Below are 13,886 nucleotides of genomic sequence, written 5' to 3'. Positions count from 1 at the left end.
GGGCGAAAACGGCTGCCGCCCAGGCGGTAGCCTCTGGCGCGTGTCTTCCGCTGCCGCGAGCTCCGAACCCGCACCCTCGATGCGGCCCGAGCCGCTCGGCGGTGCGTTCACCAAGGTAGTCGCCGCGAACCTGAGCTCGAGCCTGGGCGACGGCATCGCCCGGGTCGCCGCGCCGCTGCTGGCCGCCCAGCTGACGGACGACCCGCTGCTCGTGTCGCTCGTCGCGGTCGCCGCCCTGCTGCCGTGGCTCCTGTTCGCCATCCCCGCGGGTGTGCTCGTGGACCGGATCGACCGCCGGCTCGCGCTCGGCCTGGCGGGCGGGGTCCGCGCGCTCGTGGCCGGCGGCCTCCTCGCACTGCACCTGACCGGGGCGCTCACGATCTGGTGGCTCCTGCTGGTGGTGCTCCTGTACGGCGTGCTGGAGACGGTCTACGACGGCGCCATCCGCGCCGTGGTCCCGTCGCTCGTGGGCCGGGGCGACCTGCCGCGCGCGAACTCGCGGATCGAGGCCACCGAGATCGTGGTGCAGCAGTTCCTCTCCCAGCCGCTCACCTCGTGGCTGCTCGCGATCTCGGCGGCCTGGGCGCTCGGGCTGAACACCGCCGCGTACGCCGTGGCCGGTGGGCTGGCGCTGACGCTGCCCGCGGTGGCCTCCGGCGTCGTCGCGCGCCGTCGGGCAGCCAGGCCCGTCGACAAGCCCGCCCAGGGGGACCCGACCGCGCCGGACGAGCGGCCGGACGGGGAGCCCGACCGCGGCACCCCGCCCACCACCGGCTGGCGCGCCGAGCTCGCCGCGGGGTTCCGGTTCATCTGGGACAGCGCGATGCTCCGCCCGCTGTGGATCGTCAGCGTGCTGATCGGCATCTGCCACGCCGCGATCACGTCCACGCTGGTGCTGTTCATCCTGGATCGGCTGGACGTGCCCGAGGCCTGGTACGGCACCTTCATGCTGGCCGGCGCCCTGGGCTCCCTGACCGCGGCGGCCACCACGAGCCGCCTCAAGGCGCGCTTCGGGACGGGACCCGTGATGGCGGTCGCGAACGCCGTCGGGCTCGGGGCCTGGTTCCTCGCCGGCGCGTTCCCCCTGGTCTGGGTGGGCGCGGTCGCGATCTTCGTGTCGTTCGGCTGCACCACGACCTGGAACGTGCTGGTGATGTCGCTGCGCCAGGCCGCGGTGCCGAACCACCTGCTCGGCCGGGTGCACGGCACCTGGCGCACCGCCCTGTGGGGCGCGATGCCGATCGGCTCGCTGGCCGGCGGCCTCCTGGCCCGCACCGGCTACAGCACGCCGCTGCTGGTCGGGGCCACGGCGGGCCTGATGGTCGCCGTCGCCGGGCACCGGTACATCGCCACGCTGCCCGACCCGGAGACACTGGACCCGGAGACGCCGGACCCCGCGTAGACCGGGGCCGGGCCCCGGCCGCGAGGTGTCAGATCCAGCGCTTCCAGCGGAAGACGCCGAACAGGCCCACGCTCACGGCCAGCATGCCGACCAGCGCCGCCGGGTATCCCCACGCCCAGCCGAGCTCCGGCATGACGTCGAAGTTCATGCCGTAGACCGTGCCGACGAGGGTCGGGGCGAACAGGATGGCCGCCCAGCCCGAGATCTTCTTGACCTCCTCGCCCTGCCGGATGCTGACCTCGGAGAGGTGCTTCATCTCCTCGTTCTGCCGCTGCGCGACCAGGGTCGCGGCGACGGTGAGGATGTCGCGCAGCGCGGCGCGGAAGACCTCGATGCGGTCGGCGGCCTCGGTGAGGTGGTCGGCGACGTCGCGCAGGTAGGCCTGCAGCTCGGGGTCCACGCCGTACTTGTCGGCGCCCTTGGCGAGCGAGCCGCACAGGGCCTGCTCCGGCCGGACCGCGCGCTGGAAGTCGATGACCTCGCGGGACAGCTCGTAGACGCGCCGCGACACGTCGGGGGCGCCGCCCCAGACGTCGGACTCGATCTCGTCGATGTCGTGGTCCAGGCCCGCCACGACCGGCGCGTAGCCGTCCACGACGCTGTCGAGGATCGCGTACAGCACGGCCTCGGGGCCGCGGGCGAGCATCTCGCGGTCGGACTCGAGCCGGGTGCGCACAGCGGCCAGGTCGGGCGAGGCGCCGTGCCGCACGGTCACCACGAAGTCGGGGCCGACGAAGACGTGCAGCTCGCCGAACTCGACCTCCTCGGCGTCGTCCAGGTAGCGGGCGGCACGCAGCACCACGAACAGGGTGTCGCCGTAGCGCTCGATCTTGGGGCGCTGGTGCGCCTGGATGGCGTCCTCGATGGCGAGCGGGTGCAGGTCGAACTCGCGCGCGAGCGAGGTCAGCTCGGTCTCCTCGGGCCGCTCCAGCCCGATCCAGGCCATGCCGCCCGGGCGCGAGCGCAGCGCGCTGAACGTCTCGGCGAGGTTGTCGTAGCGGGCGGTGCGGACGCCGTCGTCGTAGATCGCGGCGGCGACCACGGCCGAGCGGGGCGCGGGCTCGACGGCGCGCGGGGCGACGTCGGGCACGACGCCGACGGCGCGGCGCTGGCGCAGGGCGCCCAGCAGCGGGCGGGCAGGACGGGAGGGCAGGAACGTGGCCATGGGAGAACTCCTGGGGTCGAGCGCAGGAAAAGGACTGCGAACACCGCAACAGGGACGGCCGGGCGACCGGTGGACCTCACACCCCGACGAGGGGCGGAGCGCACCGGTGCGCGAGAGCCCGCGGACACGCGGGCAGGGGAACCGTCAGCTCAGCTGCGGTTCGGACTACTCGGAGGCTCGCTACGGGTCATGCGCGCCACCTCCTTCGTCCTGCGGCGGTCCGCCGCACCAGGTCATGCTCTACCAGGGGCCAGTCTAGACCCGTCGCCCCTCGGGATCGAAACAGTTCGAGAGCAACGTCACAGCCAGGATCACCAGGCGTCGTAGGGCCGGTGGTGCGCCCCGGGCGGGGTGTGGAACTCGTGCGGCGTGGGCGACAGGTAGGCCCGCGCGAACTGCAGCGAGGCCGCCAGGTCGTCGTGCCGCTCGGCCGCGCTGCGGGCCGCGCGGGTCGAGATCTCCACGCAGACGTCGCCGCTCCAGCGGCGCGCCACCAGCTCCTGGAGCACCTTCTCCGCACGCATCCTGCCGCGGCCGGGCACCAGGTGCTCGTCGCGCGCGCCGTGGTTGCCGTCGGCGAGGTGCACGTGCCGCAGGCGGTCGCCGAACGTGTGCAGCAGGGTGAGCGCGTCCTGCTGGGCCACGCTCGCGTGCGACAGGTCGAGGGTCACGGCGTCGTAGTCGTGCTCGGCGGGGTCCCACCCGGGCAGGTAGGCCTGGAACTCGCGGCGGCCGCCGCGCCAGGGGTACATGTTCTCGACGGCGATCGTGACGCCGGTCGTCTCGCTCAGCTCACGCACCTGGTCCTGGAACTGGCGCGCGTACTTGTACTGCCAGCGGAACGGCGGGTGCACCACGACCGTGCCGGCGCCGAGCTCGAGCGCCATCTCCGTGGTCCGCTCCAGCTTCGCGACCGGGGACCGGCCCCAGACCCGCTGGCTCACCAGCAGGGTCGGCGCGTGCACCGAGCGCACCGGCATCCCGTTGTCGGCGGCGAGCTTCGCGAGGGACCGCGGGTTCTGGGTGACCTCCTCGGACCAGATCATCACCTCGATGCCGTCGTAGCCGAGCTCGGCCGCGGACTCGAAGGCCAGCGGCACACGGCGCGGGAAGACCGAGGCGGTCGAGAGCGTGACGTGCACGTCGGGTTCGTCGGGCTCCTGCGGTTCGGTGCTGATCGGTTCGGGCATGCGGGCCACCTTAGAGCGCCTACGTGACTGTGGTGTGACCTGGAGGTGATGGGGTTCAGGTGAGGAGACGGTCCCGCGCCAGGTCGCGGGCGGCGTCGGCGGTCGAGCACTCGAGGACCGCCCGCGCCAGGTCCACGCACTCGTCGCGGGACACGGCCGCGAGGGTGGCCGCGACGTCCGCCAGAGCACGAGGGGTCATGGACAGAGACGTTACGCCCAGTCCGACCAGGACGGGAGCGAGCAGCGGATCCGCCGCCGCCTCACCGCACACCCCCACCGGAGCACCATGCAACGCACCGCCCTCGCTCGCCACCCGGACCAGCTCCAGGACGGCGGGCTGCCACGGCGTCGAGAGGACGGCGACCCCGGCCAGGTCCCGGTCGGCCGCCATCGTGTACTGCGTGAGGTCGTTGGTGCCCAGGCTCGCGAACGAGACCTCCGCCAGCAGGTGCCGCGCCTGGAGCGCGGCGGCCGGGGTCTCGATCATGATGCCCGGCGTGTCCAGGCCGTGCGCCGCGCACGCCGCCGCGAAGTCCCGGGACTCGTCGACGGTGGAGACCATCGGCGCCATCACCCAGACCTCGGCGGTCTCGGCGGCGGCGGCCCGGGCGATCGCGCCGAGCTGCCGGTCCAGCACGTCCGGGTGCGCGACGGCGGTGCGTAGGCCGCGCACACCGAGCGCCGGGTTGTCCTCGTGGTCCGGCGTGAGGAAGCGCAGGGGTTTGTCGGCGCCGGCGTCGAGCGTGCGGACGACGACCCGGCGGCCCGGGAAGTGGGACAGCACGGCCCGGTATGCGGTCACCTGCTCCTCGACGCTGGGCTCCTCGCCCCGGCCCAGGAAGCAGAACTCGGTGCGGAACAGGCCCACGCCGCGCGCGCCCGCCTCCGCGGCGGCCGCGGCGGCCGCCGGGTCGGCGACGTTCGCCACGAGCTCCACCTCGGACCCGTCGCGGGTCACGCCCCGGCCGTCGAACGTGGCGGCGGTGACCCGGCGCCGGGCGCCCTCCACGTCGTCGGCCGACGGGGCGCGCAGCACCGTGCCGAGCGTGCCGTCGACCACGAGCTCCTCGCCGTGCGCGAGGTCGTTGGCGCCGGGCAGCGCGACGACGGCGGGGATGCCGAGGGCGCGGGCCAGGATGGCCATGTGGGAGGTCGGGCCGCCGCGCGCGGTGACGATGGCGGTGACCACCGCGGGGTCGAGCATCGCGGTGTCCGCCGGGGCGAGGTCGCTCGCCACCAGCACGAACGGGTGCCCGGGGTCCGGTACTCCGGGTGGGGCCGCGCCGGTGAGCGCGGCGACGATGCGGTCGCGCACGTCGCGCACGTCCCGGGCCCGCTCCGACATGGGCGGGCCGAGCGTCTCGAGCTGCGTCGCCACCGAACCGGCGGCGTCCCACACGGCACGCTCCGGCGTGAGGTGGTCCTCCCGGACGCGGCGAGCGGCGCCGGCGGCGAGGGTCGGGTCCGCGGCCATGGCCGCGGTCACCGCGAGGACGTCGGCCGCGGTGCCTGACGCACGGCCCGCGCGCTCCGCGAGGTCGGCCTCGACCTGGGCGGCGGCCTCCTCGACGGCGCGGACGGCGTCGTCGGCCGAACCCGTCAGGCGGCTCGTGCTCGGCTCCGGGACGCGGGCCGGCATCCGGACCACCGTTCCCACCGCGCGGCCCGGGCTCGCCGGGACCCCCGTGAGCCTCTCGCTCGTCATCCGTACGCTCCCTCGGGCTCGTCGTCGAGTGTGCTGGGAACGTTACACGCGACGCACCGGCCGGGCGAGGCCCGGTCCGGGCGGCCCCGGGTGAGGTGCGGGCGAGGTCCGTCCGCGGCCCGGGTCCCGGGCCGCGCGGGCCGGTGGAGGTCCGGTTCGTGGCCGGATCGCCGACCGCGGAGGGCGGGTGAGGTCCGGTCCGAGGCCCGGCGTGCCGCGTTTCCGCGCGGCACCGTTCTGACAAGATGTCCGCATGGCCGAGGCCCTGAATGTCGGTTCGCCCGTCGCAGGACGGGTGGTGGCGATGCGTGACGTGCCCGATCCCGTCTTCGCGGAGAGCATCGTCGGCCCGGGTCTCGCCGTCGAGCCGGACGCCGAGCTCGGTGGACGCGTCGTCGCCCCGTGCGCCGGTGTGGTCGTCAAGCTGCACCCGCACGCCTTCGTGCTGCTGGCACCGTCCGCCGACGCCGAGCCCGCCGGGGGCCGGGGCGTCCTGGTGCACCTCGGCATCGACACGGTGCAGCTCAAGGGCGAGGGCTTCACGCTGCTGGTCGACGAGGGCGACACGGTCACGGCGGGCCAGGAGCTGATCGTCTGGTCCCCGACCGCGGTGGCCGAGGGCGGCCGCTCGCCGCTGGTGCCCGTCGTCGCGCTGGACCTGGGGCACGGCCGGCTCGACGAGCTGGTGCGCCCCGGCGCAGTCGTCCGGGCGGGCGACCCGCTGTTCCACCTGGCGTGACCGGCACGCCCCGCGCGTCCTAGGGTCGGGGCCATGGTGCGCACGGTGGTGTTCGACGTCGGAGAGACCCTGATCGACGAGTCCCGGATCTGGCTCCGCTGGGCGGAGCGGCTGGGGGTGCCGCCCCTGACGTTCCTGGGCGTGCTCGGCGGCTGTGCCGCGCTCGACCTGTCGCACCGGGAGGCGTTCGAGCTGCTGCGGCCCGGGCTGGACTTCCAGGCCGAGGCCGTGCGCTGGGCCGAGGACGACCCGCACGGGCTGCGCACCGGGTTCGACGCCGACGACCTCTACCCCGACGTCCGGCCCGCGCTGACGGCGCTGCGCGCGGCGGGCTTCGACGTCGTCGTCGCGGGGAACCAGCCGCCCGAGGCGCGCGCCGCGCTGGAGGCGATGGACCTGCCCGCGAGCGCCATCCGCACCTCCGACGAGTGGGGCGTGCAGAAGCCGGAGCCGGAGTTCTTCGCGCGGGTCGCGGAGCTGTCGGGCGTCGCGCCCGAGGAGATCGCCTACGTGGGCGACCGCCTGGACAACGACGTGCTCCCCGCCGCCGACGCCGGGATGCTGCCCGTGCTGCTGCGCCGCGGGCCGTGGGGGTACCTGCACGCGCGCCGGCCCGAGGCCGCGCGTACCACCGTCATCGACTCGCTGACCGAGCTGCCGGCGGTGCTGGCGGGCTGAGCTGTCAGCCGCGCAGCGGCAGAGTGAGGGCCGCGTCGCCGTCCGGCACCACGCGGACCGGGACGCCCCAGTCCTGCTGCGCCAGGTGGCAGGCCGGGAAGACGTCGGGGTCCGGCTCGCCGTTCGGCAGCAGCGGCACCTCGTCGCACGACGCCGCCTTCGCGGTCACGTGCAGCACGCCCTCTGCCACGTCGGGGTTGATCACCAGGTCGCGGAACAGGTCCGTGCCGCTGCCCGCGCCTGACAGCAGCAGCTCCGGCGGGGTGGCGCTGACCTGGAGCGACGTCGACGGCCCCCAGCGGTCGTCGAGCTTCTGTCCGGGCGCCGGGGCGAACGGGACGTCGAGGCGCAGCGCTCCGGAGCCCACGTCGGTGGCGGGCCGGGCGACCTTGTGCGCGCCGCCGTCGAGCACCTCGCCCGCGAGCGTCGCCGGGAGCGCCACGCGCGTGAGCCGGTGCGCGGCGGACTCGACGACGAGCAGGTGCACGGCGTCGTCCGCGACCTCGACGAGCACGTCCGACGGCTCCGCGAGGTCCTTGGCCAGGGTGGTCACCTCGCCGGAGGCCGGGTCGTACCGGCGCAGCGCGCCGTTGTAGGTGTCGGCGACGACGACGCTGCCGTCCGGCAGCACGGCGACGCCGAGCGGGTGCTGCAGCAGGGCCTGGTCGGCGGCGCCGTCCCGGTGCCCGAAGTCGAAGAGGCCCTGGCCGACGGCGGTCTCCACGCGCACGTCGGTCTCGTCGACCGGCACGAGGCGGCGCAGGGCCGAGGTCTCGGCGTCGGCGAGCCAGAGCGCGCCGTCGGCCGCCGTGGCCAGGCCGGAGGGCTGCGCGAACCAGGCGCCCTCGCCCGGGCCGTCCTCCAGGCCCTCGTTCATGGTGCCCGCGAGCAGCGAGACCACGGGCAGGTGCGGGCCGGGGTGGAAGTCCCAGAGCGTGTGGTTCCCGGCCATCGCCACGACGAACGCGCCGAGCTCGGCGGACCACTCGACGTCCCACGGGGAGGAGAGCCGGACGCTCAGCGAGTCGTAGGACTCGCCGGGCTCGAACGCGCCGACCGTGCCGGTCACGTTCTCCTGACCGCCCACCATGAACTGCTCGCCCGTGCCGGCCAGCGTGGTGACCACGCCGTCCGAGAGCCGCACCCCGCGCAGGGCGTGGTTGACCGTGTCGGCGACCACGACGTCGTACCCGAGGCTCGCCGTCAGGTCGGAGGGCACCAGGCACAGACCGTTCGGCTCGGAGAACCGCGCCTCTCCGGGCGCGCCGTCGACCAGCCCGCGCTCGCCCGAGCCGATGCGGCGGACCAGGGTCTCGCCGTCGGGCGCAAGCTCCGCGAGGGAGTGGTGCCCGGCGTCCGCGACCAGCACGTTCCCGTTCGGCAGCGCGAGGGCCTTGGCCGGGAACCGCAGGGTGCCGGAGGCGGGAGCGGGCGGCACGTACGGCCCCGAGCCGCGGTGCTGGGTGCCCTTCAGCGCGTGCTCGGCGATCAGGTCGGACACGAGCGCCGCGATCGCGGAGCCGTGCCCCTCCCCCGCCATCTGCGCCACGATGTAGCCCTCGGGGTCGATCACCACGAGCGTGGGCCAGGCCCGCGCGGTGTACGCGCCCCAGGTCACGAGCTCCGGGTCGTCGAGCACGGGGTGGCGCACCTCGTAGCGCTCGACGGCGGCCGCGAGCGCGTCGGGGTCGGCCTCGTGCTCGAACTTGGGCGAGTGCACCCCGATGATCACGAGCTCGTCGCGGTGCTGCTCCTCGACCTCGCGCAGCTCGTCGAGGACGTGCAGGCAGTTGATGCAGCAGAACGTCCAGAAGTCGAGGACCACGACCTTGCCGCGCAGCTCGGAGAGCGTGACGGTACGGCCGCCGGTGTTCAGCCAGCCGCGCCCGACGAGCTCGGACGCGCGGACGCGGGGAAGATTCTGGACGCTGGTGCTCACCAGCCCATTGTCACTCCCGGGCCGAACCGTCCTTGCCGCCGTCCGTCCTGCGGGCACGCCACCGCTCCACCAGCGCCTTGTCGGCCCGCCGGCGGGTGAGGTCGCTCTTGCTGGAGTGCACGGCCGCACGGTGCGCGAGCAGGGCAGCGCGGTCCCGCTCGAGAGCCCACATGAGGGCCTCCCGCACGTCGGCGCGGGTTACCCGCGCGCTCCGCGTCTCGTCCATCGTCCCGATCATTCTCGCCGTTTCGTGTCTTTCGGCGCCCGTACCAGGCACCGCCAACGTTTCAAGAGGCCGCGGGGGATCTTTTGTGACACCTCGGGGCTTCCTGGCTTTCACCCGGCCATGGTTGGGTGTAGCAGAGGAACGTACCGCGCAAACCTGGCAGTGGGATATCCATCTATCGGATGACTTTCCAGGGCAGACCGGCGTGTCGCCATCCTGCTGCCGTGTCGTGTTGGTGGGTGAGGAGAGGATCAGGGGCATGGACCGTGACGAGGCCAGGAAGATGAAGGAGCAGCTCACCACCTTCGCCAGAGAGCTCGCCGAGAAGCACGGGATCGCGGCGACACCCCGCTCGCCGGGTGCGCAGAGCGAGTCGGACGCCGCCGACGCCGTCCGGGCCCCGACCCTGGCGCTCGGGCTGGTGCCGCAGGAGGACGGCGGCTTCGGCATCGCCGTCCGCTACCGGCTCGGGGTGCCCCGGGCCCGTTCGATCGTGCGCAAGGTCTCGGCCGAGATCGGGCCGGACGCCGACATCCGCCGCACCGGCCGCATCCGCCCGGTGAGCGAGCTGGGCCCCCGACCGCCGGCGCCGACGTCGCAGGCGGACGGCGACACCGACCGGCGCCGTCCGCTGCGGCCCGGCATCTCCATCGGGCACGTGGGGGTCACGGCGGGCACGCTCGGTGCCTTCGTGACCCGCGCCGTCCCCGGCGACGGGCACCTGTACGCGCTGTCGAACTACCACGTGCTGGCCGGCTCCCCGGAGGCCCGGCCGGGCGACGTCGTGCTGCAGCCCGGGCCGGCCGACGGCGGGCTGGCACCCGGCGACCGGATCGGCGAGCTCACGCAGGTGGTGGACCTGGACTCGGCCGAGCCGTCCTACACGGACGCCGCGATCGCCCGGCTCGACCGGGTGCCGGTGAGCTTCGAGTACCCGGTGGGCCGGGTGATGAAGACCGCACGCGCCCTGGGCGGGGAGATCGTCGGCAAGGTGGGCCGCACGACGGCGACCACGCGCGGGCGGGTCACGGCCATCGAGCTCGACGACGTGATCGTGGGCTACGAGGACCTGGGTGCCCTGAGCTTCGACGACCAGATCGAGATCGAGAGCACCGACGACGGCCCGTTCTCGCGCGGGGGCGACTCGGGCGCGCTGGTCTACCGGGAGGACGGTGTGGCCATCGGCCTGCTGTTCGCCGGGTCCGAGTCGGGCGGGCGCAGCGGCAAGGGACTGACCTATGCGAACCCGATCGACCAGGTGCTGGAGATACTGGACGTGGAGCTCGCCGGGGACCAGGCCCATCCGTTCGGATGAACCCCGTTCCGACGGCCCCGGCTCGGGCCGGGCCGGGGCCGGCCGGGTGAATGTTCGCCCTGCGCACCAGCGTTTCCCGCCCCGGGCGTGTCGCTTTCGGCGGGCGATCCGACGGGCGTGTCCGGACGGCGCGTCGGTCCGGATAACACGGCTGACCTGCGACGCAGCACCGGAGCCTCCACCGAGCCCCGACACGCCCTCCCGCCCCGGTGGAAGGGGGTAGACACGGGAGACACAATGGATGACCAGGAGGTGATCGGGATGGCAACACTCGACGAAGCCAGGTCCGCAAAAGCCGCATTGCGGGAAAAGGTGACCGGGCTCGACGGTGTGATCGGGGTTGGCGTCGCCCCAGAGTTCACGGCGTCAATCGGACAGCCACCACGTGAGTACCCCGCACGGAAGCAAGCGAAGTCGCCGGCCGGCAGGTCCCCTGTCGAGGTCCTCTCGGAGGACGAGCTGGTGGAGCAGGTGGCAGGGCCCGGCGGGAGCTGGGTGCTGCAGGTCAACGTGACCGACGCACGACTCGTGGACAGGATCCCCGAGGAGATCGACGACGTCGCGGTGCGCGTGCGCGTCGTGGGGGCGGTCCGGGCGGGCTGACCCCGGCGCCGGAGCAGAGCGGGTGCCGTCCCGCTCCACCCCGGCGCACACCGGAACCGACCGCTCGGCTCAGCCGAGCGTCGTCGGGAGTTCGGGCTTCTCGCCGAGCACCTGCTCCGCGAGGAACGCCGACACCACCTGGTACCAGACCTTGGCGTTCTGCGGGGTCAGGATCCAGTGGTTCTCGTCCGGGTAGTACAGGAACCGGTGCACCGTCTCGCCGTCGTCGGACGCCGGGAGGCCGGACTTGGTCAGCAGCTCGAACCACAGCCGCAGGCCCTCGCCGACCGGGACCCGGTAGTCCTTGTCCCCGTGGATCACGAGCATCGGGGTACGGATGTCGCCCACCGACAGGTGCGGGCTGTTCTCCAGCGCCATCTCGGGCGTCATCTCGCGCGCCCAGTAGAACGAGGCGTCCGTGGTCGGGCCGAACTGGTCGAGCGCCCACAGGCTCGCGTGCGTCACCACGGCCTGGAACCGGTCGGTGTGCCCGGCCACCCAGTTAGCCATGTAGCCGCCGAACGAGCCGCCCATCGCCGCGGTGCGGGTCTCGTCGATCTCGGGCAGCGCCTCGGCTGCGTCCGTGATCGCCATGAGGTCGGTGAACGGGGCCTTGCCCCAGGCGCCCCAGCCGCGCTGCACGAACTCCTGGCCGTACCCGGTCGACAGCGCCGGGTCCGGCAGCAGCACGGCGTAGCCCTGGGCCACCAGCAGCCACGGGTTCCAGCGCCAGCTCCACGCGTTCCAGGAGCCCAGCGGTCCGCCGTGGATCCACAGCAGCAGCGGGGCCTTGGCGTCCGGGCCGGCGTCGGCGGGCAGGGCCAGCCAGGCGCGCACGCGCGTGCCGTCCTCGGCCGTCGTCTCGATCTCGGTGAGTGCGCCCGGCAGGTCCGGGGCCGGCACCGGGGAGCGCAGCACGGTCGCCGCGACCGGCGTCCGCTCCCCCGGCGCGCCCGAGGCGAGGAAGGCGCCCAGGTCGACGCGGACCGGCTCGGCCGGGGCGGCATAGGAGCTGCGCAGCGCGAACAGGGTGGCACCGTCGGGCGTGACGTTCAGGTCGGAGAAGACGGCGTCGTCGGACGTCACCTTCTCGACCACCACGCCGGCGCCGGGGAGCGTCCCCGAGAAGGTGAGGAGGAAGACCGGGCCGCGGCCGTCGTCGTCGGCCTGGACCAGGAGGCCGCTGCCGTCCGGGAGCCAGGTGGGGCGGCCGGGCCAGCGGTCCCAGTCGTCCGCCAGGACCACAGGGTCGGCGGAGCCGTCGGTGGGCACCAGGGCGAGGCGGACCACCGGGGCCTCGTGCGGCGTCGAGACGGACTCGGTCACGTAGGCGACCCAGGCACCGTCGGGCGAGATACGCGGGACGCCGGTGTCGGCGTCCGGATCGTCGACCAGCACGCGCCGGTCGCCGGTCGCCGTGTCGTGCGCGACCAGGGTGTTGCGCACGGCGGCGCCCGGGTCGCTGACGCTCCAGGTGGTCACGAGCGTCGTGCCGTCGGCGGAGAGGTCGGCGGAGTGGTCCATCAGGTGACGGCCCGCGCCGGTGAGGTCGCGCAGGTCGAGGTGCTTGCCCAGCGCGTCCGGGGCGGCTGCCGGCGTCTCGCCGTCCGCCGGCTTCGGCAGGGGCACGGCGGGCTCGTCGGCGAGCGCCGCCAGGTCGCCGACGAAGCGGCGCTCCTGGTCGGGGCCGAGGTCGTGGTCCCAGTAGCGCACGGGGTAGCCGGTGTGCAGGATCGCGGAGACTGATCGGTCCTTGCGGGCCTTGCGCAGCTCGGCGTCCTGCGCCAGGTCCTTCGCGGAGGGCAGCAGGCTCGCGGCGACACTGACGGTGTCGGCGTCGCGCGCCACGAGCGGGCCGCCGACGCCGCCCTGCGGGGCCACGATGACGCGGGCCTCGCCGCCGCCAGCGGGCAGGAGCCAGAGAGCGGGCCGGGGCTCGTCGCCGTCCTTGGCGTCCGGGTCCGGCCGTGCGGAGCTGAACAGGAGGTCGCCGGACCGCGTGAACACGGCCGACGACTCGCCCTTGGCGGACCGGGTCAGGCGCCGCGCCGGTGCCTCGCCGGCCGGGTCCACCTCCCAGAGGGCGGTGCGGTAGGCGGTGCGCTCACCGTCGAGCGTCTGGAGGGTCGCGACGAGCCGGGTGCCGTCAGGGCTGGCCGTGAGGCCGGTGACGCGCGGGATCGCCACGTAGTGGTCGAGGTCGTGGAACGGGGTCTGCGGGGTCTGCGGAGATTCGCTCACGCCGCCGTCCTATCACGCCGGGGCGTCGGGCGGCATGAGTTTTCAGACCGCGCCGGACTCACGGCTGGCCTGACTGCCTTTTTCTAGCTGTTGCGTATATGCAATGGCTCTTGGGCGTGCACGATCATCCTTCAGATGTGAATATCGCGCGATGGGAAAGAGGGCCGGAGACTCGCCGGCGGGTTTCACGCTGCACGCATGGGTGGACGAGTCGATGAAGCAGCAGAGCGGTCAGACGGATGGGATGTACCTGCTCGCGGCGGTGGTCGGGGACCCCTCGACGTGCGAGCCGGCACGCGACGCGCTGCGAGAACTGGTGCGCAAGCGGGGCGGCCGCCTGCACTGGAGGCAGGAGGAGGCCCCTCGCCGCGCCAAGATCGCGGCGGCGATCGGGACGCAGGACCTCGCGTGCATCGTCGTCGTCGGCGTGCCTATCGCAGCGCGGCGCCAGGAGCGGGCGCGGCGGAAGTGCATGGAGCGACTGCTCTTCGAGCTGGAGCGGATCGGTGTCTCGCACGTGTGGCTGGAGGCGAGGTCGACCCTGCTGAACCGGCGTGACGTCGAGCTCGTGGACGCCCTGCGCGCCAGGGGGACGCTCGTGACCCGCACCCGGGTCGCGCACTCCTTGCCGGACGACGAACCGATGCTGTGGGCGGCCGACGCCGTCGCCGGGCTGTCTCCCG

General features: G+C 74.0%; 11 protein-coding genes. 5 read left to right on the top strand and 6 right to left on the bottom strand.

The window, feature by feature from the left end:
- Nucleotides 1-40: 40 nt before the first annotated feature.
- The gene (locus H291_RS0123645) at nt 41-1,402 is read left to right on the top strand and encodes an MFS transporter (protein ID WP_157237283.1); all 1,362 of its coding nucleotides are present in this window, start codon (nt 41-43) and stop codon (nt 1,400-1,402) included.
- A gap of 28 nt (nt 1,403-1,430) precedes the next feature.
- Here H291_RS0123645 and H291_RS0123640 read toward each other — a convergent pair whose 3' ends face one another.
- The 3 genes from H291_RS0123640 to ptsP all read right to left on the bottom strand — a co-directional run bounded on the left by H291_RS0123640 (nt 1,431) and on the right by ptsP (nt 5,462).
- Nucleotides 1,431-2,567 carry a magnesium and cobalt transport protein CorA gene (locus H291_RS0123640; protein WP_020017505.1) on the bottom strand — a complete coding sequence of 379 codons (1,137 nt, stop codon included), beginning with the start codon at nt 2,565-2,567 and terminating at the stop codon, nt 1,431-1,433.
- 311 nt (nt 2,568-2,878) lie between these two features.
- A complete protein-coding gene (locus tag H291_RS0123635) occupies nt 2,879-3,757 on the bottom strand; it encodes a sugar phosphate isomerase/epimerase family protein (protein WP_020017504.1) in 879 nt (292 codons plus the stop codon).
- A gap of 55 nt (nt 3,758-3,812) precedes the next feature.
- Nucleotides 3,813-5,462 (bottom strand): phosphoenolpyruvate--protein phosphotransferase, encoded by a 1,650-nt coding sequence (gene ptsP / locus H291_RS0123630; RefSeq protein ID WP_020017503.1) that lies wholly within the window; start codon nt 5,460-5,462, stop codon nt 3,813-3,815.
- Between the two features lie 253 nt (nt 5,463-5,715).
- On the opposite strand from ptsP, the gene H291_RS0123625 reads away from it, so the two are divergent.
- A complete protein-coding gene (locus H291_RS0123625) occupies nt 5,716-6,201 on the top strand; it encodes a PTS sugar transporter subunit IIA (protein ID WP_033327785.1) in 486 nt (161 codons plus the stop codon).
- Between the two features lie 33 nt (nt 6,202-6,234).
- Nucleotides 6,235-6,879: an HAD family hydrolase gene (locus tag H291_RS0123620; protein WP_020017501.1), complete on the top strand. Its 645-nt coding sequence runs from the start codon at nt 6,235-6,237 to the stop codon at nt 6,877-6,879.
- 4 nt (nt 6,880-6,883) lie between these two features.
- On the opposite strand, the gene H291_RS0123615 is transcribed toward H291_RS0123620, so the two are convergent.
- Together H291_RS0123615 and H291_RS0123610 are read right to left on the bottom strand one after the other, a co-directional pair.
- Nucleotides 6,884-8,818, bottom strand: a complete 1,935-nt coding sequence (locus H291_RS0123615) for an NHL domain-containing thioredoxin family protein (protein ID WP_020017500.1) — start codon at nt 8,816-8,818, stop codon at nt 6,884-6,886.
- Nucleotides 8,819-8,828: 10 nt separating this feature from the next.
- A complete protein-coding gene (locus tag H291_RS0123610) occupies nt 8,829-9,044 on the bottom strand; it encodes a hypothetical protein (protein WP_157237282.1) in 216 nt (71 codons plus the stop codon).
- Nucleotides 9,045-9,303: 259 nt separating this feature from the next.
- Between H291_RS0123610 and H291_RS0123605 the strand changes: the two genes are divergently transcribed.
- Nucleotides 9,304-10,359 (top strand): hypothetical protein, encoded by a 1,056-nt coding sequence (locus tag H291_RS0123605; RefSeq protein ID WP_020017498.1) that lies wholly within the window; start codon nt 9,304-9,306, stop codon nt 10,357-10,359.
- 462 nt (nt 10,360-10,821) lie between these two features.
- On the top strand, nt 10,822-10,962 hold the full coding sequence (locus tag H291_RS33925) for a hypothetical protein (RefSeq protein ID WP_157237281.1): 141 nt from the start codon (nt 10,822-10,824) through the stop codon (nt 10,960-10,962).
- Nucleotides 10,963-11,031: 69 nt separating this feature from the next.
- Here the strand turns inward: H291_RS33925 and H291_RS0123595 are convergent, their stop codons facing one another.
- Nucleotides 11,032-13,203, bottom strand: a complete 2,172-nt coding sequence (locus H291_RS0123595; RefSeq protein WP_020017496.1) for a S9 family peptidase — start codon at nt 13,201-13,203, stop codon at nt 11,032-11,034.
- Nucleotides 13,204-13,886: the final 683 nt, after the last annotated feature.

Origin of the sequence: Promicromonospora sukumoe 327MFSha3.1, from assembly GCF_000385135.1 — a bacterium.
Taxonomy (GTDB): domain Bacteria; phylum Actinomycetota; class Actinomycetes; order Actinomycetales; family Cellulomonadaceae; genus Promicromonospora; species Promicromonospora sukumoe_B.
This window is presented reverse-complemented; position numbering and strand designations above follow the sequence as displayed.

Coding starts and splice junctions, on each gene's coding strand:
- H291_RS0123625 (WP_033327785.1), top strand. CDS start 5,716: ATGGCCGAGGCCCTGAATGTCGGTTCGCCCGTCGCAGGACGGGTGGTG.
- H291_RS0123610 (WP_157237282.1), bottom strand. CDS start 9,044: ATGGACGAGACGCGGAGCGCGCGGGTAACCCGCGCCGACGTGCGGGAG.
- ptsP (WP_020017503.1), bottom strand. CDS start 5,462: ATGACGAGCGAGAGGCTCACGGGGGTCCCGGCGAGCCCGGGCCGCGCG.
- H291_RS0123620 (WP_020017501.1), top strand. CDS start 6,235: ATGGTGCGCACGGTGGTGTTCGACGTCGGAGAGACCCTGATCGACGAG.
- H291_RS0123640 (WP_020017505.1), bottom strand. CDS start 2,567: ATGGCCACGTTCCTGCCCTCCCGTCCTGCCCGCCCGCTGCTGGGCGCC.
- H291_RS0123605 (WP_020017498.1), top strand. CDS start 9,304: ATGGACCGTGACGAGGCCAGGAAGATGAAGGAGCAGCTCACCACCTTC.
- H291_RS0123635 (WP_020017504.1), bottom strand. CDS start 3,757: ATGCCCGAACCGATCAGCACCGAACCGCAGGAGCCCGACGAACCCGAC.